This window comes from Lysobacter terrae (genome assembly GCF_054782215.1).
The window spans coordinates 199560-225262 of sequence record NZ_BAAGSX010000008.1; the positions used below are offsets into that span (position 1 = coordinate 199560).

Here is a 25703-nt window from a genome sequence, read left to right on the forward strand (position 1 = left end):
ATCCTCGCCAAAAACCGGGCATATCTCCAAACACTTTCAACATCGCGTTGAGAATATGGACCGGATCGGCGACATCGCCCTGTTCCTGCGGGTTCTGGACCTGGGCTCGATCAGCGCCGCCGCCCGCAGCCTGGACCTGTCGGTCGCAGTGGCCAGCCAGCGCCTGAAGCGGCTGGAGCGCGACCTGGGCGTGCGCCTGCTGCACCGGACCACCCGGCAATTGCATCCCACGCCCGAGGGCCTGCTGCTCGCGGAGCAAGGCCGCGTCCTGGTCGAAGACCTCGAAGCCCTGGCCGGAGGACTGCGCCGCACCGGCAGCGGCGTCGCCGGCACACTGCGGGTGACGATGTCGTCGACCTTCGGCCGCCTCTATATCTCGCCGCTGCTGCCCGAATTCCTGGCGCTGCACCCCGAGGTCCGGGTCAGCGTCGACCTCAACGACCAGAAGGTCGACCTGGTCAGCGCCGGCATGGACGTGGGCATCCGCATCGGCGCGCTCGACGATTCGACCCTGGTCGCGCGCCGCATCGCCAACAACCGGCGCGTGCTCTGCGCTTCGCCGGACTACCTGCGCGCACATGGCGAGCCGCGCACACCGGCCGAACTGGCGCAGCACGAATGCCTGCTGCTCGTCGGCGCGCAGGGCCGCAACGACCTATGGCGATTCCAAAGCGACGGCGGCGAAATCTCCGTGCGCGTGCACGGCCGCTTGGAAAGCAATCAAGGCGAACTGCTGCGCGACGCCGCCGTTGCCGGATTGGGCATCGCCCTGCATTCGACCTGGCACGTCAACGGCGATTTGCGCGCCGGCCGCCTGCGCGTACTGCTGCCCGACTATCCGCTCGCCGATACCGGCATCCACGCGGTGATGCCGCAGCGCCGGCTGGTGCCGCCGCGCGTTCGCGCGTTCGTCGACTTCCTGGCTCAGCGGTTGGGCGATGTACCGCCCTGGGAGCGGCACGCGGGCTGATCCCGGCCGCCTTCACACTGCACATACCCGGAATGCGTGTTCTCTAGCGGATGACTCAGGGGCTCCGACCAGCTGCCGACATAGTCGGCAAAGTCTGCAGTGGCGACGACATTCCGTTTCGCTTGCTGGTGGAGTCGGTGCCCGATTACGCCATCTTCATGCTCGACCCGCAGGGGCATATCTGCAGCTGGAACCGCGGCGCGCAGAGCATCAAGGGTTATAGCGCCGACGAAGTGATAGGTCGGCACTTCTCGCTGTTCTATCCCCCCGAAAAAGTCGCGGCCGGATGGCCCGATCATGAGCTCACCATGGCCCGCGCGCTCGGTCGCTTCGAGGACGAAGGCTGGCGCGTGCGCAAGGACGGCTCGCGCTTCTGGGCCAACGTGATCATCTCGCGCATCGACAATCCCAACGGCACGCTGCGCGGCTTCACCAAGGTTACCCGCGACCTCACCGATCGCCGCGAACACGAAGAGCAGTTGCGCCGCAGCGAAGAGCGCTTCCGCCTGCTGGTCGAGGGCGTACGCGATTACGCGATCTTCATGCTCGACACCCAAGGCCGCGTCGCCAGCTGGAACCCCGGCGCAGAACTCATCAAGGGCTATCGCGCGGGCGAAATCATCGGCCAGCACTTCTCGGTGTTCTACACGCCCGAGGCGCTCGCAAAGAATTGGCCCGCGCGCGAACTTGAGATCGCTCTCGCCGAAGGGCGCATCGAAGACGAAGGCTGGCGCGTGCGCAAGGATGGCACGCGCTTCTGGGCCAATGTCATCATCTCCGCGCTGTACGACGGCGACGGCAACCACGCTGGTTTCGTCAAGATCACCCGCGATCTCACCTCGCACCGCCGCATCCGCGCGCTGGAGGACGAAGGTGAGCGGCTGACCACGTTCCTCGCCATGCTGGGCCACGAGTTGCGCAATCCGCTGGCGCCCATCGCCAACGCCGTTTCCATCATGCACATGGAACCGATCGAATCACCGGCGGTGAAGAGCTGCCGCGATGTGATCGAACGGCAGCTGGGCCAGTTGTCGCGACTGGTCGACGACCTGCTCGACATAAGCCGCATCACCAAGGGCAAGATCCGCCTGTTGCAACAGACGCTGGATCTGCGCGCGGCGCTCGCCGACGCGGTGGAAACCGTCGATGTGCAGGCGCGCCGGCGCTCGCAGTCGCTGTACGTGGAAACGACCGCAACACCGGCGTGGGTCGTCGGCGATCGCGTGCGTCTGGTCCAGGTGCTGAGCAATCTGCTGCACAACGCGGTCAAGTTCACGCAGCCGCACGGGCAAATCTCGGCCAAGCTGCGTCGGCTGGAAGGGCAAGTCGAGATCGTGATCCGTGACAATGGCCCCGGCATCGCGCCGGAGAAAATCGCGGACATCTTCAATCCGTTCGTGCAAGGCGATCAGGACGCGGCGCGTTCGCATGGCGGTCTCGGCCTGGGATTGAGCCTGGTGCAGCAGCTGGTGACGCTGCACCGCGGCGAGGTGAGCGCCTCCAGCAGCGGCCAGCCGGGCGAAGGCGCCGAATTCCGCATCCGCTTGCCGGCGGCAGCGGAACCCGGCTTCAGGGCGCCGGAGAACGCACCCGCCGCGCAGGTAGCGTCGCGGCGCCTGCTGATCGTCGACGACAACCGCGACGCGGCCGATTCGATGCGGATGCTGCTGCAGCATTCGGGCTACCTTTGCGAAGCGGTGTACGACGCCGCCAGCGCACTGGAAGCGACCCGCGCGGCAACCTACGACGCGATCCTCATCGATCTGGGTCTTCCCGACATAGACGGTTTCGAACTCGGCCGGCGACTGAACGAGGAACTGCCGCAACCAACGCCCCTGATCGCCGTGACCGGCTACGGCCAGGCCGGCGATATGTCCGCCACGCGCGAGGCCGGCTTCCACGCCCATCTCACCAAGCCGCTGGCGGCCGAGCAGATCACGCACATCCTGCGCGCCTTGTTCAATTGAATGATCGCGCCCGCCGCCGCGGCGCGCTCACTCTCTAATCAGGCGCCGGTACTGCGACATGTGCCGCAAGGCCTGCTTCGCCTCACCCTGCTCTTCGTACAGCAGCGCCAGGTTGTAGTGCGCATCGGCCAGATCGGGATCGACGCGCAGCGCGGCCTCGTATTCGTTGATCGCCTCGTCCGCGCGATCCAGGTCGTCGAGCAGCACCGCGAGATTGAAGTGGAGCAGGGCGTTATCGCCGCGATCGGAATAGTTGCGCTCGGAACGCACGATGGCGAACGCGTCGCGATAGGCGCGTTCGGCTTCGTCGAAACGCTCCAGCTCGTGCAGCAGGCGGCCGAGATTGATGCGCGCGTCCAGACGCAGTGGATCGCCGGCGACGGCGCGCTCGTACGCCAGCAGCGCGTGCTCGGCATTGCTGCGTTCGAGCGCGGCGCCTTGCGCGTTCCAGTCGTCGCCCGCGGCATCCTGCGGCGCCGCGGCAGGCGGCGTCTCGATCACCTGCAGCGTGCCCTGCTCCGGATCGCCTTCGAACGACAGCAGGTACTGGCCCGACTCGGCGACCCAGCGGCTGCGGCCTTCGCGCACCACGACGTGATCGGCGACCGCACCGATGCTCAACCCGGACAGCGGCATCTCCTCGGGCAGGCGACCGCGCAGCTCGCGCAAGGCGCGCAGGATGCGCCGGTGCGGGATCTTGGCTGCCGCCAACGTCTGCGCCGTACGCAGCACGATCAGGTCGCGGAAAGAGAAGCGCAACGCGTTGCGCGGACCGCGCTCGGGCGTGACGAAACCCGCGGCGATCAGCGAGCGGAGCGTGCTGCGCGACAGTCGAAGCAGCTTCTCGACGTCGCGCATGCCGTAGGAGTGCATGCAGTGGTCGTCCTGCTACTTCGACCGCTTGCTGGCCTTGCGCTTGGGCGCAGGCGCTGCATGTTCGACTTCCAGTGCCTGCACGCGCTTGGCCGGCTTGCGCGTGGCCTTGCTCGCGGCCGCGCCCTTGCGCGCCGGCGCGGCACCGCCCTTCTTCTCGAGACTCGCGCGCAGCGCTTCCATCAGGTCGATGATCTGTGCGCCGCCCTCGGGTTCCTCGGCCAAGGTGATCTGCTCGCCTTCCACCTTCTTCTGTACTGCGGCCTCGATGCGTTCGGTGACCTCGTCCTTGTACTGCGATGGGTCGAAGGTCTCGGAACTCTGCGAATCGATCAGCTGCTGCGCCAGCTTCAACTCCGCCGGCTTCACGTCGGTGCGCGGGATGTCGAGATCGCCGATCGCACGTACTTCGTTCTGGTAGAGCAGCTGCTGCATCACTAGTCCATCTTCGACCGGGCGGATCATCACGATGTAGCTTTTGCCGCGCGTGGCCCAATGGCCGATCGCGCAACGCTCGGATTCGCGCAGCGCCTTGGCGAACAGGGCATAGGGCTTGGCACCGCCCTTGTCCGGCGCGAGGTAGTACGCCTTGTCGAAGTAGACCGGATCGATCGCGGCGATCGGCACGAACTCGACGATATCCGCGCTATGCGTGCCCACTTCCTCCAACGCCTTCAGCTCCTCCGGCGTGAACATCACGTACTGGTCCTTGGCGAACTCGTAGCCCTTCACGATCTCGTCGCGATCGATCGGAATCTCTTCGCGCGCGCACATCACCTGATAGCGCACACGAGAGCCGCATTTCTTGTGCAGCATGTTGAAGGAAATGCCGCCCTTGGATTCGGTCGCCGTGTACAGCTTGACCGGAATGGCGACCAGGCCGAAGGAAACGGTGAGTGACGCAATCGAGCGTGCAGCCATGACTGCTCTCCGATGTTTCAGACCCCGCCGCCCTGTTTTTTGAGGGCCCGCTCGAGGTCCTGTTTGCGTGTTAAGGCATCGCTCCAGCGATCGCCCATACGTGAAAGCCGCTTTATAACACCGGGAATGCGGAAGTCGAGTGGATACGCGGAGGCCAGCTCGTCCCAGGTCAGCGGCATCGATACCGGTGCGGCGGGCTCGCCGCGTGGGGAGTAGGCGACGTTCAAGGTCTTGCCCCGCACGTTCATGTTGTGGTCCATGAAAATTTTTCCACTACGTTTAGGGACACTCCACTCCATGGTGATGTCCTTGGGGCGCTGCCGCATGAGGTGGCGGCTGACCAGTTCGGACACGTGGCGGGCCGCATCGAAGTCCAGCGTCCGCTTGATCGGGACAAAAACATGCAAGCCGGTCTTGCCCGAGGTCTTGACGATGGGCTCCAGGCCCATGCCCAGCAGCAGCTCGCGCAGGGCGAAGGCGATCTCCTTGCCCTTCTCGAAGGCGACGGTGTTGAGCTCCGGCTCGGCGCCTTTGGCTTCCTTGCCCGAATAGATGTAGGGATCGATGTCGAACACCACGTAGTCGGGGTAGTTGAGCACCGACGCTTCCAGCGACTCCAGCGAGGTCGCGTAATCGGTCGACTTCGATGCGCAGTCCGGACCGACCTTGGCGCGCGAGTGCCAGACGTGGAATTCCAGCGTGCCCGACTGCGCCAGCCACAACAGCGTAGGCAGGTTGTTGCACAGCAGGTACTCGTGCTCTTCGTCCTTGCTGCCGGAGAAGACGGTCACCGTTTCGACGAAGTCTGGGCGCGCTTGATCCCAATGCTTCTGGAAGAAGCGCTGCCCGCGAATGCCATCGGGCATGCGGATCATCGTCAGCGGCCGGTCGGCCAGATGCGGCAGCATCAGCGGCGACACCTGCGCGAGATAGATCAGCAGATCGCGCTTGGTCAGCGCGGCCTGCTCGAGCTCGTCGTTTGCCGGCCAATAGACGCGGTCGAGATTGCTGAGCTTGATGCGATGCGGCCCGATCGCGAGCTCGAGCATCTTGCGGGTGTTGTCGAGTTGCGCGAGCACCGCGGCGACTTCGGTAGAGGATGACGAGGGCTTCGCGTGCGATGTGGCCGCGCGTGCGGCGGCGACGCGCTTGGCTCCCCGCGGTGCCGACTCGGCGGGACGAGCGACTTCGTTGCGGCTCACCGTCTGCGGATCGATGTCGTCGCGCAGGCGCACGAAGGTCGGCGCGCGCAGGTGGCCGTCGCCGGTCCATTCGTGGAAGTTCACTTCCGCCACCAGCTCCGGCCGCACCCACGTGATCGGTCCGGGCACGTCGGGCTTCTCGGCGAAGGGATTGCGTTCGATGCGCAGCGGCTGCAGGGGTTCGAACACCGCCGCGAGCGTGCGATCGTCGAAGCCGGAACCTACGCCCGAAGCGAAACGCAGCGCATCGCCGTCCCAGTACCCCACCAGCACCGCGCCGAGCTTTTCGCGCGAGCCCTTGCCGCGGGTGTAACCACCGATGACGAATTCGGCGCCTTGGGTCGGCTTCACCTTGAGCCAGGCCTTCGAACGCTTGCCGGCTTCGTAACGACTGTCCAGGCGCTTGCCGACGATGCCTTCGAAGCCGCTCGCCAACGCCGCCTCCTGCATGGCCTCGCCGTCGGCCGCCGCATGCACTAGCTGCACCAGCGGCGAGGGCAGCAGGCACTGCGCGAGATAACGGCGGCGTTCGCGGTACGGCCGCGCGCGCAGGTCGATGCCGGCGAAGTACAGCAGGTCGAAGGCGAAGAACAGCGTCGGCACGTTGCGATCGGCGGCCGCGATGTCGGTCGCCGCCTTGAGCTGGAAGCGGTTCTGCAGGGCGTTGAAGGACGGCCGACCCTGCCCATCGAAGGAGACGATCTCGCCGTCGAGGACCAGCGTGCCGCCTCCGGCCTGCGCTCGCAGTTCTTCGGCAAGCCGGGGGAACGTACCCGCCAATTCCAGCCCGCGGCGCGACTTCAGCTGCACGCGATCGCCGTCGATGAAAGCGAGCACGCGGTAACCGTCCAACTTGGGTTCCCACCCCCAGTCCTCGTGGGTGAACGCGGCGTCGCCGCTTTCGGCGAGCATCGGCGCCAGCTTCGAGGGCATCGGCGTGCTTTCGCCCGCGGGCACCAGTTGCGCGGCCGGCATTTGCGGCGGCGGCGCGACGAACTTGAGTTCGCGCACGCGAAGACCCGACAGCACCGACTGATCGTGCTGCGTGATGTCGGCCGTGGAGACGAAGCGGTCCTTGTGCTTGATCAGCAGCCAGCTCTTGGCTTCCTTGGTGCGCACCAGCGCGTAGGACCCTTTGAGCTTCTCACCGCGCAGCTGCAGGCTGAGCTTGCCGGCCTTGAGTCCCTCGCGCACGCGCTGCTCGGCCTGGGCGCGGTCGTGGAAGAACACGCCGTCCTCGTCGGGGCTGTATACGCCGCAATCCCAGACGATCACTTCGCCCGCGCCGTACTGCTTCGGCGGGATCACGCCCTCGAACGAAGCGTAGTCGTAAGGATGGTTCTCGACGAACACCGCCATGCGCTTGTCGGCGGGATCGGACGAAGGCCCCTTGGGCACCGCCCAGGAAAACAGCACGCCGTCGCACTCGATGCGGAAGTCGTAATGCAGGCGCGTGGCCGCGTGCTGCTGCACCACGAACAGCAGCGGCCCGTGTTCATGGGCCCGTTCCGCGGGCGCGGGCTCGGGGGTGGCCTCGAAACGCCGCTTGGCGGAATATTCGCTGAGCTTCGCCATCCTCGGATCCGGCAAGGAACGAACAGGAAGGGACGAACAATGACAGCACGCGTGTGGTCGGGAGCTAGCGGCTATGCCTTCAAGGAATGGAAGGGCGGCTTCTATCCCGAGAAGATCAAGCCCGAGGACATGCTCGCCTGGTATGCGCAGCGCCTGCCCACGGTCGAGATCAACAATACCTTCTATCAGATGCCCAAGGCGTCGGTGCTGGCGCACTGGGCCGAGGTGGTGCCGAACGGCTTCCGCTTCGCGATCAAGGCGCCGCGCCGCATCACCCACGAGGCGCGGCTGAAGGCGGAGGCCGTGGCCGATTCGGTCGCCTACCTCTACCGCACGCTGGAAACCTTGGGCGACAAGCGTGGGCCGGTGCTGTTCCAGTTGCCGCCGTTCATGAAGAAGGACCTGGTGCGGCTGGGCGAATTCCTGCAACTGCTGCCGGGCGATCATCGCGCGGCATTCGAGTTCCGCAACGCCAGCTGGTTCGACGACGCGGTCTATGGCGTGCTGGAAGACGCGGGCGCCGCGCTGTGCCTGTCCGAGCGCGAGGACGACCAGCCACCGCCGCTGGTCGAAACCGCACCCTGGGGCTATTTGCGCCTGCGGCTGGAGGAATATCGCGACACCGACTTCGCGCAGTGGGCGCAGCGCATCGCGGCGACGCGCTGGGGCGACGCATACGCCTACTTCATGCATGAGCCGACCGCGCCCGCCTACGCGCAGGCGTTGCGGCAGGCGACCGGCGGGCAGGAGCCTGCGCCATGAAGCAAGGCGCAGCCGATTCGAGCGAAGCCATCGCGATCGAAATCGAGGGCGCCGACAGCGTGTCGGGCTTGCTGCGGGTACCGGCGCGGGCGTGGGCGGGCTACGTATTCGCGCATGGTGCGGGCGCCGGCATGGCGCATCCGTTCATGGCCGCGGTGGCGCAGGGCCTGGCGGAGCGCGGGATTGCGACGCTGCGCTATCAGTTCCCGTATATGGAGCGCGGTTCGCGCCGCCCGGACACACCGCGGGTAGCGCATGCCGCCGTGCGCGCCGCCGTGGCGGAAGCCGCGCGCCGACTGCCCGGCGTGCCGTGGTTCGCGGGCGGCAAATCCTTTGGCGGGCGCATGACGTCGCAGGCCCAGGCCGATACGCCGTTGCCGGGCGTGCGCGGGCTGGTTTTCTTCGGCTTCCCGCTGCATCCGGCGGGCAAGCCGTCCATCGAGCGCGCGGCGCACCTGGACGAGGTCGCCGTGCCGATGCTGTTTCTGCAGGGCACGCGCGACGAGCTCGCCGAGGTGGCGCTGCTGCAGCCTGTGGTCGAGCGGCTGGGTGCGCGCGGGACGTTGGCCTTGTTTGCCGATGCCGATCACTCGTTCCACGTGCCGGCGCGCAGTGGCCGTCGCGATGCCGAGGTCCTGCAGGACGTGCTCGACACGGCCGCGCACTGGATGCGGGCACGTAGCGAGTAGTGCGTACGTAAGCGCGCGCGACTAGACTCGGATTTTCACTTCAGCTCGACCGTCATGCTGCTTGCCGATCGCCTGCCCGCTTCCGCACTGGCCGCGCCGTTTCCCCTGTTGTGCGGCGAGGGCCTGCTCGATCCGGCCGATGCCGAGCGGCTGCGCGCGGACTTTCCGCGCTATCGCGGTGCCGGCTTCTTTCCGCACGAGGCGGCCGATTGCGGCGCGGCGATCAACGGGCTGATCGAGGAACTCACCGCGACACCGTTCGCCGACGCCATCGGCGAACGCCTCGGCATCGAAGGCCTGTCGCGCTATCCGGCGCTGGTCACGCTGTGCAGCTCGCTCAACCGTCGTCACGGCAATATCCATACCGACAGCCAATCCAAGATCGTCACCGCCCTGGTCTACCTCAATGCGGATTGGCCGCATGGCGATGCCGGCGCCCTGCGCTTTCTCGCCGACGTCAACGACATCGAAGTGCAGGTCGCGCCGCAGGTGACGCCGGTGTACGGAAATCTGGTGGCATTCCGGCGCAGCGAACACTCCTTCCACGGCCACCTGCCGTTCGAAGGCGAACGCCTCACCATCCAGATCGCCTGGCTCGCCGATACCGAAGCGCTTGCGCGCAAGACACGCCGTGGCCGTTTCTCGCGGGGCGTAAAGAAGATGCTGGGTGGATTCGACCGCTGGTGGAAGCCGCGGATGGGGTGAGGCGGTTGCTACAGCTGCCCCTTAAATCACCCGCAACGTAATCGCCTTCAATACCGCGCGTGTGCGATCGCGCGTGTCGAGCTTCTCCAGGATCACCGACACGTAGTTCTTCACCGTGCCCTCGGCCAGGAACAGCGATCGCGCGATCTCCTTGTTGGAATAGCCGCCGGCGAGCAGGCGCAGGATCGCCACCTCGCGTTCGCTGAAGCGTTCCTTCGGCGCGTCCTGCGCCTGGAATGAGTAACGCGTGCGCACCGCTTCGGTACTCACCGGCTGCAGCAGGGTGTCGCCGCGCGCCACGCGCTGGATCGCCTCGCGGAGGTCTTCCGGCGCCGCGTCCTTCAACAGGAAGCCCTGCGCGCCGGCTTGGGTCGCGCGCAACAGCAGCTCGCTGTCGTCGAAAGTGGTCAGCAACAGCACCGGCGTGCTGTCGCCGCGCGCACGCAGCTGTTGCAAGGCCTCGATGCCGTCGATGCGCGGCATGCGGATGTCGCTGAGCACGACGTCGACCGGCTGCGCGGCAAGTTGCGCGAGCAATTGTTCGCCGTCGTCGGCCTCGAAGGCGATGGCGATGCCCTGGCGCTCCAGAAGAGCGCGCAGGCCCGCACGCACGAGCGCCTGGTCGTCGGCGAGGGCGATACGCAAAGGCGCGGTCATGCAAAGCACCAAGGAGAGAAAAGCTTGCTCATAGCGGCAGGCTCGCGTCGATGCGCAATGCGCCGCGCGCCGTGGTCGACAAGGCCAGGGTGCCGCCGGCCGCGGCCAGGCGCTCGCGCATGCCGGACAGGCCGTTGCCTTCGTGGATCGTGCCGCGCACGTAGCCGTCGTCTTCGACACGGACGCTCAGGCGTGCGCCGTCGCGCGCCAGGTGGACGCGCACGGTCTCGGCTTCGGCGTGCCGGGCGCTATTGGTCAATGCTTCCTGCACCAGCCGGAGCACGGCTTCGGCGACCGTTGGATTGTTGATGTGCACGTCGTCGCCGATCGCCAGTTGCAGCGTTGGCTTCGGCATCGGCGCCGCAAGTGCGCGCAACGCCGTGCCCAGGTCGAGACCGCTGGAATCGCGCAATGCCTGTACCACGCTGCGGATATCGCCGAGCAGCTCCGCCGACATCTGTTGCGCCACCTGAAGTTCGTGCCGATCGGCGAAGGCGGGATCCGAGCCGAGCGCGCGCAGGTTGAGGGTGAGCGCGGTGAGCTTATGGCCTGCGACGTCGTGCAGCTCGCGCGCTACGCGCAGGCGCTCGGCATCGCGCGCGGAATCGGCGAGCAGGGCGCGCGTGGCGAGCAGGTCGGCGTTGACCAGGACCAGCTGGTCGCGGGCGCGTTCCGCCGCGACCGCATAGAAAGCACACAGCGCCGCGAAGGCCTGGAAGCCGGCGTACATCGCGACGACCAGCAATGGAGAGCGCTGCTCGTTGGCCACCAGGATCGCGTACACGATCGCATCCGCCACCAGGACCGCCAACAGCGCGCGGCGCGGCGCCCACGCCGCGGCGATCTGCGCGGTCCATACCACCAGCAATACCTGCGCGGTGCCGATACCCGGATCGAGCCAGACCAGCACCAGCGCCGCCACCGCTTCCAGCCACAACAGCGTGGTGGCGGTGCGCGGGTAGTCCTCGCGCAGCAGATCGTTGGCGAGCAGCGCGAGCAGATAGACGGCAAGCAGCGTCCACGCCAGGGGCAGCGATTCGGCGTGCATCCAGCGCATCGACAGCGCAACGGCGCCCCAGGTGAACAGGCCGGCGAGATTGAACGGATGCAGCAGCGTGCGCAGCCTATCCCGCAGGGACAGGCCGCATCGGTGCGAAAGCATGGAGTTGTGGCGCGGCATGCGGACATGCTGCGACGCACGCCGGCTGCCCGCAATGCCGCCGGTGCAGAAAGTGACTTCCAGCACCACAAGGCCGGCCGACGGCCGGCGACATCAGTGGTGGCGGTGGTAAGGGGTTTCGGGTTTGCTAGCCGTCTGGGCACGGCCCGCCAACAACAGGGCGCGCACCTCGTCGTCGGAGGTCTGGCTGAAGTCGTCGTACCACAGGCCGACGCCGCCGAAGGGTTCCGGTGCTTGCAGGCAGACGACTTCGTCGGCTTCGCGCCGCAGCAGCGCGCGGGAGTCGACCGCGCCGACGGGGACGGCGACCACGATTCGCTCCGGTCCGCGCTGGCGCAGCGCGTGCACGGCCGCACGCATGGTCGCGCCGGTGGCCAGGCCGTCGTCGATGACGATGACGGTGCGGCCGGCAAGCGGAACCTCATCGCGCCCCGCGCGGTAGACGTGTTCGCGGCGTTCGAGTTCGGCCTGTTCGCGACGGGCGATCGCCTCGATCTGCGCGTCGTCCAGGTGCAGCGCGCGCACTATCGCCAGGTTGAGCACGCGCACCCCGCCGCTGGCGATGGCGCCGACGGCCAATTCCTCCTGACCGGGCGCGCCAAGTTTGCGCACCAGGAAGATGTCGAGCGGCGCCGACAGCGCGTGCGCCACTTCGAACGCCACCGGCACGCCGCCACGCGGCAAACCCAGCACCACCACATCGTCGCGGTCGCGATAGTCGGCGAGCGCTTGCGCGAGTAGGACACCTGCGTGGCGGCGGTCGCGGTAACTCATGCCGACATGCTCAGGGCAGTCAGCCACCGCCGCCCAGATAGCGCGCGAACCACTCCGCGGCGAGGCGCGCCGCTACGGCGAGTGTGCCCGGCTCCTCGAACAGATGCGTCGCGTCCGGCACCAGCGTCAGTTCCTTCTTGCAGTGCAGTCGCGCCAGCGCCTCGCGATTCAGCTCGATCACACCGTGGTCGTCGGCGCCGACGATCAACAGCGTGGGTGCAAGTACAAGTTCCAGCGCGCCGTCGGCCAGGTCGGGACGTCCGCCGCGCGACACCACGGCGTGGATGCGCGGCAGGTGGCGATGTTCACCGGAAGCGGCTTCCGCCGCGGCGACCAGCGCGGCGGCGGCGCCGGTACTGGCGCCGAAATAGCCAACGGGCAGGTCGGCGGCTTCGTGCCGCGCGTGCAGCCAGGCGGTGACCGCGACCAGGCGCGCGGCCAGCAGCGGGATGTCGAAACGCAGATGGCGCGTGTCGCGCTCGCGCCACTCTTCGTCCGCCGTGAGCAGGTCGAACAGCAAGGTCGCAAAGCCGGCGTGCTGCAACGTGGCAGCGACGAACTGGTTGCGCGGACTCAGCCGTCCGCTGCCGGAACCGTGCGCGAACAGGACGACACCACGCGCGTCCCGCGGCCGGGTGAACACGCCGCGCAGCCGCAGCGGGCCCAGATCGATGTCCACGTGGACCGCGAGCGTGACATGCGCATCCATGCCGTGAGCCTAGCGGCGGCCCGGTGAGCCCGCCGCGAAAGAGCCGCGCGCTGCCGCGATCGGCTTACACGTCGCCGTCGCTCAGCCAGCCTTCGCCGGTGCCGCGGTTGAACACCGTGTCGCTGTCGAGCACGTTGCCCGCGGGAATGGATTCCTGCTGCGCCAGCTTCGCGTAGATCGGAGTGAAGTCCGGCGTCGTCGCTTCCATCAGCTGCTCGTAGCTGTCGATGACGAAGTAGGTCTTCTGGTAGGTATCGATGCGGTAGCGCGTGCGCATGATCCGCTCGAGATCGAAACCGATGCGGTTGGGCGCGTTGCTCTCCAGGCAGTGGATGCTCTCGCCCTTCGAGGACACGATGCCGCTGCCGTAGATGCGCAGGCCGTCGGGCTGGCGGATCAGGCCGAACTCGACCGTGTACCAGTACAGGCGGGTCAGATTGACCAACGCTTCCGGGCCGATCGCGTGCGCCTTCACGCCACCCCGGCCGTAGGCCTGCATGTAGTCGGCGAACACCGGGTTCATCAGCAGCGGTACGTGGCCGAACAGGTCGTGGAACAGGTCCGGTTCGCTCAGGTAATCCAGCTGCTCGGGCTTGCGGATCCACCACGTCACCGGGAAGCGGCGATTGGCGAGGTGATCGAAGAAGGTGAGTTCGGGCAGCAGGCCCTCGACGCCGACCAGTTCCCAACCGGTCGCCTTGCGCAGGACCGCGTTGAGGTCCTCGAACTTCGGAATACGGTCGGGCGTCATCCCCATCGCGCGCTGCTGGCGCAGGAACTCGTCGCTGGCGCGTCCGACAAGGATCTGCTGCTGGCGTTCGAACAGCGTGGCCCACACCTCGTGGTCGCTCGCGCTGTAGCTCGCCCAGGGCTGCTCGACCACGGCGGTCGTATAGACCGGGACGTAGCCCTTGTCGGTGAGCTGGTGTTCGACGCGGTTGGGGGTAATGGCATTCACGGGCCGGATCCTGGAGGCGCGCGGAGGGGGAAGGCGCTATCGGGCACTGTAGCCGGGGAACGGCGCAACAAGCTTGCGTTGTTGCGCGGTCTGGGCCCGTAAGCGCATGATTCTTGCGTCTTTAACGAAATCGTTGCAGCAAACCGCCATGACCGCCGTCGAACTCGACCGCATCGACCTGCTCCTGCTGGCCGAGCTCCAGCGCAACGGCCGCCAGACCAACGCCGAACTGGCCGAACGCGTGCACCTGTCCGCCTCGGCCTGCCTGCGCCGATTGCAACGGCTGGAGCGCGAAGGCGTGATCAGCGGCTACCGCGCCGAGGTCGATCCGGAGCGCCTGGGCCTGGGCCTGCAGGCCTTCGTCCGCGTGCAGTTGCGCGAGCACGATGCCGCCTCGATCGCCGCCTTCGCCGGCTTCGTCAATCAGTGGGACGAAGTCGTGGCCTGCCACGCGCTCACCGGCGACATGGACTATCTGTTGCAGGTCGCGGTGCGCGACCTGGAGCACTTCTCGCGTTTCCTGCTCGACCGCCTGCTCAACCAGGCCGGCGTCGCCGATGTGAACTCCAGCTTCGTGCTGCGCACGGTCAAGGCGTTCCGCGGGCTACCGTTGCCGCGCGGGTGAGCGCGCAAAAGAAAACGGCCGCACGAGGCGGCCGTTTCCAAGCACAGAACGAACCGCTTAGAAGCGGAATTCGCCGCCGACGGTCAGCGTCTGCACGTTGACGTCTTCGCCGAAGGCGTCGGCGCTGACGTAGCCGTAGTTCAGGCTCAGGCCGAACGCGTCGGAGAAGTCATAGCCCACGCCCACGCCGAAGTACGGCTTGGTCGAGGTGTCGTCGGCGCTGCCGAGGCCGGTGACCGAGACTTCGGTCTTGGCGCGGACCACGCCGGCGCGGCCATCGATGTACACGCCGGTGTTGTCGGGGCCGAAGTTCTTCTTCGCGACCACGCCGACGCCGTAGCCGGTGATCTTGCCGGACACGCCTTCATCTTCGTCTTCGCCGAAGTTGCTGTAGAAGCCTTCGACGCCGACGTTGGCGTTGAAGAAGTAACCGCCGCGCACCGCGTAGGCGGTGTCGTCGCCGTCGGTGTTGTCGATTTCGATGTTGCTGTTGCCGACTTCAGCGCGCACGAAGCCGTGGGCGCCTTCGGCGGCCAGCGCGTTGGCGGACAGCGAGGCCAGGGCCAGCGCGCAGGAAAGGATCAGGGTCTTCTTCATTCGTATCTATCCATAAAGAGTGAAAGGCCCGCCACAGGCGTGGCGGGCGGGCGCCAAGGTGCGGGCTCGACCCTGTTTTGTCAAATTTGCGTTAAAGCGGCGGTTCACGAACCGCGCCCGCCGTCGCGCGGCGGGAAGGGCAACACCACGCCGCGATGATCCGGCGTGGGGCGGTTCCATAGCACCGGCACGTCCTGCGGCGTGCGGGGCTCCAGTTCGTCGTCCGTGGCCTGCGCGGCCAGTTCTTCCTCCAGTTCCCAGCTGTACTTGCGCCGCGGCGGCAGCGGGTCGCTGCGCCGGAATAGCCAGGCCGCCGCCATGCCCGCCGCCGCGCCGCCCAGGTGCGCCTGCCAGGACACGCCGGCTTCGCGCGGCAACACGGTCAGCAACATGCCGCCGTAAAGGAAGAACGCGATCATCGCCGCCGCCACCGAAGGCCGGTCGCGCCGCAGCACGCCGAGGCTGAAGATCAGAAACATCAGGCCGTGGGTGAGCCCGCTCGCGCCCAGATGGTGGGATCCGGCCTCGCCCAGCACCCAGGCACCGAGCCCGGAGCCCAGCCAGAGCAAGGGCAGCGCGCGCACGGTCGCGCGCGGATAGACCGTGCCGGCGAGCGTGCCCAGCAGCAGCAGGGAAATCGCGTTGGCGGCGAAGTGCTCGATCGACCCATGCAGCAACGGCGCCGTCAGCACCCCGACCAAGCCGGCCAGGTCGTGCGGCTGCACGCTCCAGGCGGCGACGTCGAAGGCGGGCTGGGCGATGAACACGGCGCCCAAGGCCAGCACGAAGCCGAAGCTGAGGTTGAAGGCGCGCAGCAAGCGGCCGCGGTCGTGCGCGCGCTGGGCCGGGGTGTCGGCGGGGAGTTCGGGCGTGGGCAGGTGCATGGAAAAGGAGTGGCGGCGCCTTAGGGGCGATCCAAGGGCTGTGGTTCGGGAAAGTGCGTCCCGCCGTGACGGAAAGCTGCCCCTCATCCGGCGCTGCGCGCCACCTTCTCCCCGCGAGCGGGGAGAAGGTGATCCCTAGTTGCTCCCCCTCGCCCCGCTTGCGGGGAGAGGGACAGCGTCGCGCACGCGACGCAGGGTGAGGGGCGGTGGCGGGCCGCGCTCCACCACCGCGTAAAATGCCGCGATGAATACCGATGCATACCCCACCGTCCGCCTCAAAAACGCCTGGAACTCCACCCATCCCTGGATCTTCCAACGCCTCGTCGACAAGCCCGTGCAGCGCCCCAAGTCCGGGCAGATCGTAGACGTGGTGGGCGTCGACGGCGTCTGGATCGGCCGCGGCTTCTACAACGGCCACTCGCGCATCGCCCTGCGCATGCTCGAACGCGATCCGGATGTGCAGATCGACGCCGCCTGGTTCGCGCGCAAGATCGGCGAGGCCGTCAGCCTGCGCCGCGACATCCTCAAGCTGGACGCGATCAGCAACGCCTGGCGCGTAGTGCACAGCGAAGGCGACGGCATCAGCGGCCTGGTCGTCGACCGCTACGACGATCTGCTGGTGGTGGAATTCTTCAGCGCCGGCGCGTTCCGCTACCGCGAATGGATCTACGACGCGCTGCGGCAGCATTTCCCCGGTTGCCGCTTCCACGCCTCCGCCGACGAACACGTGCAGAAGCAGGAGTCCTTCGACTTCCGCGGCTCCGAACCGGCGCAACCGGCGGTGATCACCGAATACGGCGTGAAGTTCCGCGCCGATCCCGCCGGCGCGCACAAGACCGGCTTCTTCGCCGACCAGCGTGAGAACCGGCAGTGGCTGAGCCAGCAGGTCGAAGGCAAGCGCGTGCTCGACCTGTGCTGCAACACCGGCGGCTTCGCGGTCTACTCGGCCGTGCGCGGCGCCAGCGAGGTGATCGGCGTCGACATCGACGAAGCCGTGATCGAGATCGCCAAGGGCAACGCGAAGTTGAACAGCGTGCGCCCGCGCTTCGTCCAGGCCGACATCTTTCCGTGGCTGCGCGACGCGGGCCTGCGTGGCGACCAGTACGACGTGGTGATCCTCGATCCAGCCAAGATGACGCGCGATCGCGAACAGGTCATCAGCGCGCTCAAGAAGTATCTCGACATGAACAAGCTCGCGCTCAGCGTGGTCAAGCCGGGCGGTCTGTTCGCCACGTTCTCGTGCACCGGTTTGGTGAGCGAGGAGCAGTTCCTCGACATGCTGCGCCGCGCCGCCTTCTATGCTGGCCGCACCGTGCAGGTATTGAAGGTCGCCGGCGCCGGCGCGGATCACCCCTTCCTCGCCCAGGTGCAGGAATCGCGTTATCTCAAGGCGGTGTTCTGCCGCGTGCTGGACTGATGCGATGGCGCCGGCGCAGATTGCGCCGGCGCGGATTCAGTCGGCGTCGGCCTGTTCCTCATATTTGTCGCGCACGTAGCGGCTGATGTAGACGCCCAGCCCGCGCCCGCCCAGCGCCAGCGACTTCATCTGGCCAATGTGGTGGCGACCCGGCTGGGTGAGGCCGTAGCGGTAGGTCTTGCCATCCACGAACCGCACGAGAATGCCGTCGTCCAGCAGTGCGTAGGCGGCCACGCCGGAGTTGCCGTTGCGGTTGCGGTAGGGCGTCATGGGAGTGTCGATCAGCGAATGCATGACACGAAGCATCCGCTACGGCGCGTGCGAGCGGAATGAAGCGCCGGTGCGTGAACGCGCGCGGCGCCGCTCCGGGACGACGGCAGCGCTAGAATCGCCGTGAACCATTCACGCCCGTGATGCATGTCCCAGCGCAAATCCATCGACGTCTACCTCAAGCCAGCGGGCGGCTGGGATGCACTGAAGAGCTCGTGGCACGCCCTGCGCGAGCAACAGGTGGTGATGAAGGGCGCGAGCACCCTGCTGCGCACCAATCAGCCGGCCGGCTTCGACTGTCCGGGTTGCGCCTGGCCCGACCGTAATGCGCATTCGACCTTCGAGTTCTGCGAGAACGGGGTCAAGGCCGTCGCGAACGAAGCGACCAGCAAGCGCGTCACCCGCGACTTCTTCGCTGCGTACAGCGTGGCCGAGCTGCTGGCGCAGGACGATCATTTCCTGGAAGCGCAGGGCCGGCTCACCGAACCGATGCGCTACGACGCGGCCAGCGATCGCTACGTGCCGCTTACCTGGGACGAGGCGTTCGCGACGATCGCCACGGCGCTGAATGCGCTCGCCTCGCCCGACGAGGCGATCTTCTACACCTCCGGGCGTGCGTCCAACGAGGCCGCGTTCCTCTATCAGCTGTTCGTGCGCGAATTCGGCACCAACAACCTGCCCGACTGCTCGAACATGTGCCACGAGCCGTCGGGCGTGGCGCTCACCGAGCAGCTCGGCAGCGGCAAGGGGTCGGTGCTGCTCGACGATTTCACCCAGGCCGAGGCGATCTTCATCTTCGGCCAGAACCCCGGCACCAATCATCCGCGCATGCTCGGCGAATTGCGCGAGGCCTCCAAGCGCGGCTGCCGCATCGTCGCCTTCAATCCCTTGCGCGAACGCGGCCTGGAGCGTTTCGCCGATCCGAAGTCGCCGGTCGATATGCGCCCGGGCGGACCCGGTGTGCGTATCGCCTCGGACTATTTCCAACCGCGGATCGGCGGCGACCTGGCCGTGGCGATGGCGATAGCGAAGGTCGTGACCGAGCGCGATGCCATCGACCGCGACTTCATCGCCGCGCACACGCACGGCTACGACCTGTTCGCCGCCAGCCTGCGCGCGCTGGAGTGGGATGAGCTGGAACGCGAGTCCGGGCTGACCCGCGACCAGCTCGAGTACGCGGCGCAGATCTACATCGACAGCCAGGCCACGATCCTCTGCTGGGGCATGGGCATCACCCAGCATCACCGCAGCGTGGCCACCATTCAGATGCTGGGCAATCTGCTGCTGTTGCGCGGCAACGTCGGCAAGGCGGGCGCTGGCCCGTGCCCGGTGCGCGGACACTCCAACGTGCAGGGCGACCGCACGATGGGCATCTACGAGAAGCCGTCGGATGGGTTCCTGGACAAGCTGGGCGCCGAGTTCGCTTTCCGGCCTCCGCGTGAACATGGCTTCGATACGCTCGACGCGATCGCGGCGATGCGCGACGGTCGCGGCAAGGTCTTCTTTGCGCTCGGCGGCAACTTCGCCGCCGCCACGCCCGACACCGCGCTCACCCAGGCCGCGCTGCGCAATTGCGCGCTCACCGTGCACGTCAGCACCAAGCTCAACCGTTCGCACCTGGTGCACGGCCGCGATGCGCTGATCCTGCCGTGCCTGGGCCGCACCGAGATCGACGTGCAGGCCGCGGGTCCGCAGGCGGTGTCGGTCGAGGATTCGATGAGCATGGTGCACCTGTCGGCCGGGATGAATCCACCCGCTTCCGAGCAGCTGCTGTCCGAGCCCGCGATCATTGCGCGCCTGGCCGCGACGACGCTGCCGCGCAGCGCGACGCCGTGGCTCGCTCTGGTCGAGGATTACGATCGCATCCGCGATCGCATCGCGCGCGTGATCGATGGCTTCGACGGTTTCAACGCGCGTGTACGCACCGCGGGTGGCTTCCACCTGCACCATCCCAACCGCGAGCGCGCATTCCCAACCCACGACGGCCGCGCGCATTTCCTCGCGCATCCGCTGGTCGGCGCGGTCGGTTGGAGTGCGGAGTTGCTGACGCTGATGACCGTGCGCTCGCACGACCAGTACAACACCACCGTGTACGGGTTCGACGACCGCTACCGCGGCGTGCACGGCCTGCGCCGCGTGTGCTTCATTTCGCCTGCCGACCTGCAGCGATTGGGCTTCGCCGACGGCGATCGCGTCGACCTGGTGTCGGTGTGGCGCGACGGCGAAGGCGTGCAGGAACGCGAAGCGCTCGACTTCCGTCTGGTCGAGTACGACATTCCCGCCGGCTGCCTGGCGGCGTATTTCCCGGAGACCAACCCGCTGGTGCCGCTGGACAGCTATGCCGAGCGCGCACGCACGCCGGCGTCCAAATCCATTCCGGTTCGACTGCGTCGTACCCAGGCGAGCGCATGAGCGAGGAGCACGCGCTCGCGCTGTTGCGACTGTTGGCGGCGGAAGACGGCCAGTCGATCCACCGCGTCGCCAAGCGCCTGGAGCTGAGCCTGAGCGAACTGCAACGCCTGCTGACGGCGCTCGGTCCGGACCCACGCTTCGACGGCCTGGATCTGATCGAGCAACGCGCCGAGGGCGAGCGCGTTCTGCTCTGGCTGACCGAGAAGGGCCGGCGCCTGTGCGCGACCGCATGAGCGACGCCCTCGCGAACGTGCGCGCCCTACGGGTGGAAGGCGCGTCGCGCAGCGAACGCGAGGACGTGGCCGTTGCCGAAGTGCCGGTCGCGCTGCTGTGCAACGGCGAGCCGTTCGCGGTGATGATGGCCACGCCGTGCGACCTGGAGGACTTCGCGCTGGGTTTCGCGTTGACCGAAGGCGTCGTCGCGGAGGCCGACGAATTCCGCCTGGTCGATATCGTGCGCAACGAAGCCGGCGTTGCCTTGCACGCCGCGATCCCGCAGGCGCGCTACGACGCCATGCGGCGGCGCGCGCTGGAGGGCCGCAGCGGCTGCGGCCTGTGCGGCATCGAGAGCTTGCAGGATGCGCTGCGGCCGGTGCCGCGCGTTCCCGAACCGAAGTCCGTGGCGCTGGAGCAGGTACGCGTCGCGTTGGCAGCACTGGCGGCGCAGCAGCCCTTGAACGCCCGCAGCGGCGGCGTGCATGCCGCCGGCTTCGCGCATGCGGACGGCCTGCTCGTGCGCGAAGACGTCGGCCGCCACAACGCGCTGGACAAGCTGATCGGCGCGATGCGGCGCGAAGGCCGCGATCCGGCGCAGGGCTTCCTGGTCATCACCTCACGTGCGTCGTACGAGATCGTGCACAAGGCCGCGATGGCCGGGATCGGGGTGGTGATCGCGATCTCGGCGCCGACCGACCTGGCGATCCGCACCGCGCAAGCGGCCGGGATCACCCTGGCCGCTTTCGCGCGCGGCGAAGCGCTCAACCTGTACGCCTATCCGGAGCGGCTGACGCTGCCGGATTGACGCCGACTGCTACTTGGAGCGGCCGTCGTAGTGTTGCACGGGCACCGATTCGAGCTCGATGTCGGTCAGGCAGCGGATGTTGATCGCCGCCATCGCGTTGCCCTTGGGATCGGTGCCCTCGCCGAACGGATGGATGCCGCAGGCGGGACAGAAGTGGTGTTTGATCACGTGGCGGTTGAACATGTAAGTCGCCATCGCCTTCTCGCCCTGGGTGATCCGCAGCTGCGCGCGTGGCACGAACCACAACAGCGAGCCTTTGCGCTGGCACATCGAGCAATTGCAGCTCATCGCGCCGCCGATGTCGCCATCCACCTCGAAGGCCACCTGGCCGCAGTGGCAACTGCCCTGGTGCGTCGTCATGAACATTCTCCTGGGTTGCGGTCTGCGCGGGAGCATACCCGTTCAGCCCGGGCCGCCCCGTATGCCCCGTCGCGGTCTCATGCGGCGCGACGCCGGCCGTTACACTGTCGGCATGTCCGAATCCCTGCTCCTCGTGCTGTTGCTGGTCGCCGTCCTGGTCGCGATCGCGTTGCTGATCCTGCTGCTGATGCGCCGACCGGATGCCGGGCTGCAGCAGGCACTGCGCGACGAGCAGCGCGAGGGCCGCAGCGAACTGCGCGAACAGCTGGACAGCTTCTCGACCCAGCAGGAGCGCCGGATCGACGGCTTCGCCAACCGCCTGAACGAGGCCGCCGGCCGCACCGACCAGCGCATGGAAGACCTGCGCGAAGCGCTGACCGAAGACGCACGCAAGGCGCGCCAGGAGACGGCGCTGGCGCTCAAGGATTTCGCCGCGGCCCTCGACAACCGCGTCGGCGAGCTGACCCGCAACAACGAACAGCGCATCGGCGAGATGCGCTCGACCCTGGAACAGAAGCTGCGCGAGCTGCAGCACGACAACGCGGCCAAGCTCGAACAGATGCGCGCGACCGTCGACGAAAAGCTGCACGCCACGCTCGAAACACGCCTAACCGAGAGTTTCGGCAACGTCACGACGATGCTGGCGCAGGTGCACCAGGGCTTGGGCGACATGAACAAGCTCGCCGCCGACGTCGGCGGCCTGCAGCGCGTGCTGACCAACGTGAAGTCGCGCGGCGTGTTCGGCGAAGTGCAGCTCGCGGGTCTGCTGGAGCAGGTGTTCGCTCCGGACCAGTACGCGGCGAACGTGGCGACGGTCCCCGGCAGCGCCGAGCGCGTGGAATTCGCGGTGCGCTTCCCGGGTTCCAGTGGCGAAGCGCCGGTTTGGCTGCCGATCGACGCCAAGTTTCCGCGCGAGGACTACGAGCGCCTGCTCGATGCGCAGGAACGCGGCGACGTAGTGGCGGCGCACGCGGCGGGCGATTCGCTGGAGCGACGCGTGCGCGAAGAGGCCGCCCGCATCCGCAAGAAGTACATCGCGCCGCCGCACACGACCGAGTTCGCGATCCTGTTCCTGCCGACCGAAGGCCTGTACGCGGAAACCCTGCGCCGGCCTGGCCTGGTCGAAGCGCTGCAGCGCGACCAGCGCATCGCCGTCGCCGGCCCGACCACGCTGCTGGCGCTGATGACCAGCTTCCAGATGGGCTTCCGCACCCTGGCGATCCAGGAGCGTTCGAGCGAAGTCTGGCGCACCCTGGGCGCGGTGAAGACCGAGTTCGCCAAGTTCGGCGCGGTGCTCGACGGGGTGAAGAAGAAGCTCGACGAGGCCAGCAGCAAGATCGACGAGACCGGCCGCCGCACGCGCGTGCTGACGCGCAAGCTGCGCGAGGTGGAAGCGCTACCGCTGGAAGACAGCCAGCGTCTGCTCGGTGCGGAATTAGAGGCGACGGACGAGGAAACCTGAGGGCGCTTAGCCGTTGCCCGGCACCACCACCGGCATCGCATCCACCGGCACGGTGGAATCGTCTTCTTCCTCTTGCAGGTACTCCGGCAGGTCGCGGCCGTCGTACTTCTTGCGGTCGCCAAAGATCTGATAGTCGCGGCGTTGCGACCAGGCATCGCGCACCAGCGTGTAGTCGTCCTCGGCGCCTTCGCGCAGCGAGTCGGTCGACAGCAGCTGCGAGCGCATGTCGACCAGTTGCAGGCCCTGCAGCGGGTAGCGCACGCGGTCGGCCTCGACGCGGCGCAGCGGGCTCAGTGGCGCGTCGCCGGCCATGCCGAACACGTCGCGCACGGTGCGCGGGCCGAACAGCGGCAGTTCGAAGTAGCGCGAACGCTTCCAGCCCCACACACCCAGCGTCTGGCCGAAGTCCTCGCTCCGCTGCGGAATCTTCGCGCGCGTGGCCGGATCGAAGATGCCGGCCACACCGACCGTCGAATTGAGCAGGAAGCGCCCAAGCGACTGGCTGGCCTGCTTCGGCTTGCCCTGCAGCAGGCTATTGACCATGGTCAGCGGTTGGCTGAGGTTGTTGAAGAAGTTGCTCACGCCCAGGCGCAGCGGACGCGGCACCACCTTCACGTAGCCGCGCGCCAAGGGCTTGGCGATACGGCGATCGACCGCGTTGTTGAAGCGGTGCATCCGGCGGTTGTACTTCTCCCAGGGATCGAACGTGCCCGGCATCTCCGCGGCAGCGGGAAGATTCGGATCCGCGTATTCCTGCGTGCCGTAGATATCCGAGAAGGCTTGTTCGGCGTCGGTCTGCCCGGTCGCGGACTGCGCGTTCGCATCGGAGGCTTCCGCGACCGGTGCGTCTGCTGTGGCCGCTGCCGTCGCGTCGGTCGAGGTCGGTTCGGTCGCGACAGGTTCCGTCGGAGGGACAGGCGCGGTCTGGGCCTGGTCGGCTGCCGGGGCCGTGGCTACGGGTGCCGCGCTTGGCATGTCCTGAGTCGGCGCGCTCTGCGCCTGCAGGTTCTGCGCCAGATTGCTTTGCGCAGGCGTGTCCGGCGTCGTCGCCGTTTGGGCGAAGACGGCGGCAGGCGCAAGCAACGCGGCCAAGGCCAGAGGGAATCCGTTCGAACGCATTGGGGGTGCTGTCCAGGGGAGGGCGGCAACGGCAACGCTACCGCAAAAGGGGGAGGCGATGACTCAGGCCGCGAAGGAAAGATCGTCCTGCAGGCGATACGCAGTGCGCAGCTCGTCCAGGCCATTCGGATGGCCCCGCAGTTCGACGCGGCCGGCCAGTTCGGCCAGTTCGGCCAACAGCGCGAGTCCCGCGCTGTCCACGCCGGTCACCGCGCTCAGGTCGAAGTAGCGGACACCCGCGATGTTCTTCTGCAACTGCGGCCACAACGCGGCGGCCGCGGCGCGGTCGAGCAGGCCGGTGAATTGCAGGATGTCGTCGTGGCGGGCGCAGGTGGCGGTCATGGCAGCGGTTCGCAGTAGAAGCGAAGGGCGACTTTTACGCCGCCCTTCGATCGTTCATTCCTTGCTGGCGTCGGCCTGCAGCTTGCCGGCCTTGAGATCGGCGGCGACCTGCGGGATCGACTTGCGATTGAGCGGGCCGTCGAACTGCGCGCGGAAGGTCTGCACGAAGCTCACGCCTTCGACCATCACGTCGAAGACCTTCCAGCCGGTCCCGGTGTTGCGCATCAGGTAATCGACCGGAATGGGTTCGCCGCCCTGGCGCAGGAATTCGCTGGACACGCGCACGCCGCGGCCGTTGGGCAGCGAGGTTTCCGACTTCACCCGCACCTTCAACTTGGTGTTGAAGTCGAGCAGCGAGGAGCCGTAGCGGCTCATCAGGCTGTCGGCCAGCGCATCGGCGAACAGCTTGACGTCGCCGTCGGAGGCACCACGGCCGTGCGTGCCCAGGACCAGGCGCGCGGCATAGTCGCGATCGAACATCGCATTGAATTCGCTCGACACGAACGTGCGCAGCGCGGCGCGGTCCTTGGTGAATTCGGCGCGACGCGATTCCAGCGTCGTAAGAATGCGGGTGCTGTTGTCGAGCACCATCTTGCTCGGCGTGCCGGCTCGGGTGGCGGCGGCGGCCTGCGCGGTGCCTTGCGCGAAAGCGATGGCGGGCGTCGCAGCGACCAGCGCGGCGGCGAGGGCTAGGGGCAGGAGTTTGTTCTTCATCATTTGCTGGGCTCTTCCGTGGGGGCGGGAGATTCGTTGTTGGGGGTACCGGCGTCGCTTTGCGCGGCGTCGCCCGCAGGCTTGCCGCCGGAGAACATGTACTTGCCGACCAGCTGGATCAGGTCGACCGCAGGCTGAGTCATGAAGATCTCGTCGCCCGGTTTCAAGGGCTGCGGATCGCCGCCGGGCGACAGGCCGATGTAGCTTTCGCCCAGCAGGCCATTGGTGAAGATGCCCGCGGAGGTGTCGCCGGGCAGATCCTTGTACTTGTCGTCGATGGCCAGGGTCACGACGGAGTCGTATTTAACCGGGTCGACCTGAATATCGGCCACCTTGCCGACCGCGACGCCGGCGATCTTCACCGGCGCGTTCGGGCGCAGCGCACCGATCGCGGTGAAACGCGCCTTGAGCTCGTAGTTGTGGTGGCCGAAGCCCCAGTTGCGGTTGGTCGAGGCCAGTGCCAGCACCAGCACCGAGGCCAGAGCCAGGAGCAGGAAGGCACCAACGGCGAATTCGATTCTCGGACTACGCATAACTC

27 protein-coding genes are annotated in these 25703 nt (G+C 67.3%); 11 read left to right on the top strand and 16 right to left on the bottom strand.

All coding sequences use genetic code 11. From position 1 onward, the window contains the following. Window positions 1-55: 55 nt before the first annotated feature. Entirely contained in the window at window positions 56-970 is a 915-nt protein-coding gene (locus ACYVJ8_RS12715) for a LysR family transcriptional regulator (protein WP_460712942.1), read from the top strand. Window positions 971-1020: 50 nt separating this feature from the next. Then, on the top strand, window positions 1021-2937 hold the full coding sequence (locus ACYVJ8_RS12720; protein ID WP_460712944.1) for a PAS domain-containing hybrid sensor histidine kinase/response regulator: 1917 nt from the start codon (window positions 1021-1023) through the stop codon (window positions 2935-2937). 27 nt (window positions 2938-2964) lie between these two features. Here the strand turns inward: ACYVJ8_RS12720 and ACYVJ8_RS12725 are convergent, their stop codons facing one another. The 3 genes from ACYVJ8_RS12725 to ligD are packed head-to-tail and all read right to left on the bottom strand — an operon-like array spanning window position 2965 to window position 7508. Continuing rightward, complete coding sequence (locus ACYVJ8_RS12725) at window positions 2965-3810, bottom strand: tetratricopeptide repeat protein (RefSeq protein ID WP_460712946.1); 846 nt, start codon at window positions 3808-3810, stop codon at window positions 2965-2967. Window positions 3811-3825: 15 nt separating this feature from the next. Next, window positions 3826-4731, bottom strand: coding sequence for a non-homologous end joining protein Ku (ku, locus tag ACYVJ8_RS12730; RefSeq protein ID WP_460712948.1), 906 nt, complete (start codon window positions 4729-4731; stop codon window positions 3826-3828). A gap of 17 nt (window positions 4732-4748) precedes the next feature. Further along, window positions 4749-7508 carry a DNA ligase D gene (gene ligD / locus ACYVJ8_RS12735; protein WP_460712950.1) on the bottom strand — a complete coding sequence of 920 codons (2760 nt, stop codon included), beginning with the start codon at window positions 7506-7508 and terminating at the stop codon, window positions 4749-4751. Window positions 7509-7547: 39 nt separating this feature from the next. Here ligD and ACYVJ8_RS12740 point away from each other — a divergent pair, with 39 nt between their 5' ends. Genes ACYVJ8_RS12740 through ACYVJ8_RS12750 form a run of 3 tightly spaced genes read left to right on the top strand, consistent with a single transcriptional unit; the run spans window position 7548 to window position 9664 of the window. Continuing rightward, complete coding sequence (locus ACYVJ8_RS12740) at window positions 7548-8270, top strand: DUF72 domain-containing protein (protein WP_460712952.1); 723 nt, start codon at window positions 7548-7550, stop codon at window positions 8268-8270. Next, the gene (locus tag ACYVJ8_RS12745) at window positions 8267-8959 is read left to right on the top strand and encodes an alpha/beta hydrolase family protein (RefSeq protein WP_460712954.1); all 693 of its coding nucleotides are present in this window, start codon (window positions 8267-8269) and stop codon (window positions 8957-8959) included. Before ACYVJ8_RS12740 ends, ACYVJ8_RS12745 begins: the two co-directional genes overlap by 4 nt. 54 nt (window positions 8960-9013) lie before the next feature. Beyond that, complete coding sequence (locus ACYVJ8_RS12750) at window positions 9014-9664, top strand: 2OG-Fe(II) oxygenase (protein WP_460712956.1); 651 nt, start codon at window positions 9014-9016, stop codon at window positions 9662-9664. Window positions 9665-9685: 21 nt separating this feature from the next. On the opposite strand, the gene ACYVJ8_RS12755 is transcribed toward ACYVJ8_RS12750, so the two are convergent. The 5 genes from ACYVJ8_RS12755 to phhA all read right to left on the bottom strand — a co-directional run bounded on the left by ACYVJ8_RS12755 (window position 9686) and on the right by phhA (window position 13942). Further along, window positions 9686-10321, bottom strand: coding sequence for a response regulator transcription factor (locus ACYVJ8_RS12755; RefSeq protein ID WP_460712958.1), 636 nt, complete (start codon window positions 10319-10321; stop codon window positions 9686-9688). A gap of 28 nt (window positions 10322-10349) precedes the next feature. Then, complete coding sequence (locus tag ACYVJ8_RS12760; protein WP_460712960.1) at window positions 10350-11501, bottom strand: sensor histidine kinase; 1152 nt, start codon at window positions 11499-11501, stop codon at window positions 10350-10352. Window positions 11502-11594: 93 nt separating this feature from the next. Beyond that, entirely contained in the window at window positions 11595-12275 is a 681-nt protein-coding gene (locus tag ACYVJ8_RS12765; RefSeq protein WP_460712962.1) for a phosphoribosyltransferase, read from the bottom strand. Window positions 12276-12294: 19 nt separating this feature from the next. Next, window positions 12295-12984, bottom strand: a complete 690-nt coding sequence (locus ACYVJ8_RS12770) for a dienelactone hydrolase family protein (RefSeq protein ID WP_460712964.1) — start codon at window positions 12982-12984, stop codon at window positions 12295-12297. 64 nt (window positions 12985-13048) lie between these two features. Then, entirely contained in the window at window positions 13049-13942 is an 894-nt protein-coding gene (phhA, locus tag ACYVJ8_RS12775) for a phenylalanine 4-monooxygenase (RefSeq protein WP_460712966.1), read from the bottom strand. Between the two features lie 148 nt (window positions 13943-14090). Between phhA and ACYVJ8_RS12780 the strand changes: the two genes are divergently transcribed. Continuing rightward, a complete protein-coding gene (locus ACYVJ8_RS12780) occupies window positions 14091-14567 on the top strand; it encodes an Lrp/AsnC family transcriptional regulator (protein WP_460712968.1) in 477 nt (158 codons plus the stop codon). Between the two features lie 57 nt (window positions 14568-14624). On the opposite strand, the gene ACYVJ8_RS12785 is transcribed toward ACYVJ8_RS12780, so the two are convergent. Both ACYVJ8_RS12785 and ACYVJ8_RS12790 read right to left on the bottom strand, forming a co-directional pair. Further along, window positions 14625-15164 (bottom strand): porin family protein, encoded by a 540-nt coding sequence (locus ACYVJ8_RS12785; protein ID WP_460712970.1) that lies wholly within the window; start codon window positions 15162-15164, stop codon window positions 14625-14627. Window positions 15165-15268: 104 nt separating this feature from the next. Further along, window positions 15269-16048, bottom strand: a complete 780-nt coding sequence (locus ACYVJ8_RS12790) for a rhomboid family intramembrane serine protease (protein WP_460712972.1) — start codon at window positions 16046-16048, stop codon at window positions 15269-15271. Window positions 16049-16292: 244 nt separating this feature from the next. Here ACYVJ8_RS12790 and ACYVJ8_RS12795 point away from each other — a divergent pair, with 244 nt between their 5' ends. Then, window positions 16293-17465: a class I SAM-dependent rRNA methyltransferase gene (locus ACYVJ8_RS12795; RefSeq protein ID WP_460712974.1), complete on the top strand. Its 1173-nt coding sequence runs from the start codon at window positions 16293-16295 to the stop codon at window positions 17463-17465. A 36-nt stretch (window positions 17466-17501) separates the two neighbouring features. On the opposite strand, the gene ACYVJ8_RS12800 is transcribed toward ACYVJ8_RS12795, so the two are convergent. Then, entirely contained in the window at window positions 17502-17759 is a 258-nt protein-coding gene (locus ACYVJ8_RS12800) for a hypothetical protein (RefSeq protein ID WP_460712976.1), read from the bottom strand. Between the two features lie 123 nt (window positions 17760-17882). Between ACYVJ8_RS12800 and ACYVJ8_RS12805 the strand changes: the two genes are divergently transcribed. The 3 genes from ACYVJ8_RS12805 to fdhD are packed head-to-tail and all read left to right on the top strand — an operon-like array spanning window position 17883 to window position 21168. Further along, window positions 17883-20147 (top strand): FdhF/YdeP family oxidoreductase, encoded by a 2265-nt coding sequence (locus tag ACYVJ8_RS12805; protein ID WP_460712978.1) that lies wholly within the window; start codon window positions 17883-17885, stop codon window positions 20145-20147. Next, window positions 20144-20380, top strand: a complete 237-nt coding sequence (locus tag ACYVJ8_RS12810; RefSeq protein WP_460712979.1) for a helix-turn-helix domain-containing protein — start codon at window positions 20144-20146, stop codon at window positions 20378-20380. The genes ACYVJ8_RS12805 and ACYVJ8_RS12810 overlap by 4 nt, the downstream gene beginning before the upstream one ends. Next, window positions 20377-21168: a formate dehydrogenase accessory sulfurtransferase FdhD gene (gene fdhD, locus ACYVJ8_RS12815; protein WP_460712981.1), complete on the top strand. Its 792-nt coding sequence runs from the start codon at window positions 20377-20379 to the stop codon at window positions 21166-21168. The genes ACYVJ8_RS12810 and fdhD overlap by 4 nt, the downstream gene beginning before the upstream one ends. Before the next feature lie 9 nt (window positions 21169-21177). On the opposite strand, the gene ACYVJ8_RS12820 is transcribed toward fdhD, so the two are convergent. Beyond that, window positions 21178-21528 carry a GFA family protein gene (locus ACYVJ8_RS12820; RefSeq protein ID WP_460712983.1) on the bottom strand — a complete coding sequence of 117 codons (351 nt, stop codon included), beginning with the start codon at window positions 21526-21528 and terminating at the stop codon, window positions 21178-21180. Window positions 21529-21640: 112 nt separating this feature from the next. Here ACYVJ8_RS12820 and ACYVJ8_RS12825 point away from each other — a divergent pair, with 112 nt between their 5' ends. After that, window positions 21641-22990: a DNA recombination protein RmuC gene (locus ACYVJ8_RS12825; protein WP_460712985.1), complete on the top strand. Its 1350-nt coding sequence runs from the start codon at window positions 21641-21643 to the stop codon at window positions 22988-22990. A 6-nt stretch (window positions 22991-22996) separates the two neighbouring features. On the opposite strand, the gene ACYVJ8_RS12830 is transcribed toward ACYVJ8_RS12825, so the two are convergent. From ACYVJ8_RS12830 to mlaD, 4 genes are all read right to left on the bottom strand, one after another. Continuing rightward, the gene (locus ACYVJ8_RS12830; protein ID WP_460713726.1) at window positions 22997-23965 is read right to left on the bottom strand and encodes an MlaA family lipoprotein; all 969 of its coding nucleotides are present in this window, start codon (window positions 23963-23965) and stop codon (window positions 22997-22999) included. A gap of 207 nt (window positions 23966-24172) precedes the next feature. Beyond that, window positions 24173-24451: an STAS domain-containing protein gene (locus tag ACYVJ8_RS12835; protein ID WP_460712987.1), complete on the bottom strand. Its 279-nt coding sequence runs from the start codon at window positions 24449-24451 to the stop codon at window positions 24173-24175. A 54-nt stretch (window positions 24452-24505) separates the two neighbouring features. Further along, window positions 24506-25165 (bottom strand): MlaC/ttg2D family ABC transporter substrate-binding protein, encoded by a 660-nt coding sequence (locus ACYVJ8_RS12840; RefSeq protein ID WP_460712989.1) that lies wholly within the window; start codon window positions 25163-25165, stop codon window positions 24506-24508. Further along, window positions 25165-25698, bottom strand: coding sequence for an outer membrane lipid asymmetry maintenance protein MlaD (gene mlaD, locus ACYVJ8_RS12845; RefSeq protein ID WP_460712991.1), 534 nt, complete (start codon window positions 25696-25698; stop codon window positions 25165-25167). The genes ACYVJ8_RS12840 and mlaD overlap by 1 nt, the downstream gene beginning before the upstream one ends. Between the last annotated feature and the right edge of the window lie 5 nt (window positions 25699-25703).

Excerpts from the sequence above, each read along its gene's own strand:
- ACYVJ8_RS12715 (WP_460712942.1), top strand. The coding sequence starts at position 56 with ATGGACCGGATCGGCGACATCGCCCTGTTCCTGCGGGTTCTGGACCTG.
- ACYVJ8_RS12720 (WP_460712944.1), top strand. The coding sequence starts at position 1,021 with ATGACTCAGGGGCTCCGACCAGCTGCCGACATAGTCGGCAAAGTCTGC.
- ACYVJ8_RS12725 (WP_460712946.1), bottom strand. The coding sequence starts at position 3,810 with ATGCACTCCTACGGCATGCGCGACGTCGAGAAGCTGCTTCGACTGTCG.
- ku (WP_460712948.1), bottom strand. The coding sequence starts at position 4,731 with ATGGCTGCACGCTCGATTGCGTCACTCACCGTTTCCTTCGGCCTGGTC.
- ligD (WP_460712950.1), bottom strand. The coding sequence starts at position 7,508 with ATGGCGAAGCTCAGCGAATATTCCGCCAAGCGGCGTTTCGAGGCCACC.
- ACYVJ8_RS12740 (WP_460712952.1), top strand. The coding sequence starts at position 7,548 with ATGACAGCACGCGTGTGGTCGGGAGCTAGCGGCTATGCCTTCAAGGAA.
- ACYVJ8_RS12745 (WP_460712954.1), top strand. The coding sequence starts at position 8,267 with ATGAAGCAAGGCGCAGCCGATTCGAGCGAAGCCATCGCGATCGAAATC.
- ACYVJ8_RS12750 (WP_460712956.1), top strand. The coding sequence starts at position 9,014 with ATGCTGCTTGCCGATCGCCTGCCCGCTTCCGCACTGGCCGCGCCGTTT.
- ACYVJ8_RS12755 (WP_460712958.1), bottom strand. The coding sequence starts at position 10,321 with ATGACCGCGCCTTTGCGTATCGCCCTCGCCGACGACCAGGCGCTCGTG.
- ACYVJ8_RS12760 (WP_460712960.1), bottom strand. The coding sequence starts at position 11,501 with ATGCCGCGCCACAACTCCATGCTTTCGCACCGATGCGGCCTGTCCCTG.
- ACYVJ8_RS12765 (WP_460712962.1), bottom strand. The coding sequence starts at position 12,275 with ATGAGTTACCGCGACCGCCGCCACGCAGGTGTCCTACTCGCGCAAGCG.
- ACYVJ8_RS12770 (WP_460712964.1), bottom strand. The coding sequence starts at position 12,984 with ATGGATGCGCATGTCACGCTCGCGGTCCACGTGGACATCGATCTGGGC.
- ACYVJ8_RS12780 (WP_460712968.1), top strand. The coding sequence starts at position 14,091 with ATGACCGCCGTCGAACTCGACCGCATCGACCTGCTCCTGCTGGCCGAG.
- ACYVJ8_RS12785 (WP_460712970.1), bottom strand. The coding sequence starts at position 15,164 with ATGAAGAAGACCCTGATCCTTTCCTGCGCGCTGGCCCTGGCCTCGCTG.
- ACYVJ8_RS12790 (WP_460712972.1), bottom strand. The coding sequence starts at position 16,048 with ATGCACCTGCCCACGCCCGAACTCCCCGCCGACACCCCGGCCCAGCGC.
- ACYVJ8_RS12795 (WP_460712974.1), top strand. The coding sequence starts at position 16,293 with ATGAATACCGATGCATACCCCACCGTCCGCCTCAAAAACGCCTGGAAC.
- ACYVJ8_RS12800 (WP_460712976.1), bottom strand. The coding sequence starts at position 17,759 with ATGCATTCGCTGATCGACACTCCCATGACGCCCTACCGCAACCGCAAC.
- ACYVJ8_RS12805 (WP_460712978.1), top strand. The coding sequence starts at position 17,883 with ATGTCCCAGCGCAAATCCATCGACGTCTACCTCAAGCCAGCGGGCGGC.
- ACYVJ8_RS12810 (WP_460712979.1), top strand. The coding sequence starts at position 20,144 with ATGAGCGAGGAGCACGCGCTCGCGCTGTTGCGACTGTTGGCGGCGGAA.
- fdhD (WP_460712981.1), top strand. The coding sequence starts at position 20,377 with ATGAGCGACGCCCTCGCGAACGTGCGCGCCCTACGGGTGGAAGGCGCG.
- ACYVJ8_RS12820 (WP_460712983.1), bottom strand. The coding sequence starts at position 21,528 with ATGACGACGCACCAGGGCAGTTGCCACTGCGGCCAGGTGGCCTTCGAG.
- ACYVJ8_RS12825 (WP_460712985.1), top strand. The coding sequence starts at position 21,641 with ATGTCCGAATCCCTGCTCCTCGTGCTGTTGCTGGTCGCCGTCCTGGTC.
- ACYVJ8_RS12830 (WP_460713726.1), bottom strand. The coding sequence starts at position 23,965 with ATGCCAAGCGCGGCACCCGTAGCCACGGCCCCGGCAGCCGACCAGGCC.
- ACYVJ8_RS12835 (WP_460712987.1), bottom strand. The coding sequence starts at position 24,451 with ATGACCGCCACCTGCGCCCGCCACGACGACATCCTGCAATTCACCGGC.
- ACYVJ8_RS12840 (WP_460712989.1), bottom strand. The coding sequence starts at position 25,165 with ATGAAGAACAAACTCCTGCCCCTAGCCCTCGCCGCCGCGCTGGTCGCT.
- mlaD (WP_460712991.1), bottom strand. The coding sequence starts at position 25,698 with ATGCGTAGTCCGAGAATCGAATTCGCCGTTGGTGCCTTCCTGCTCCTG.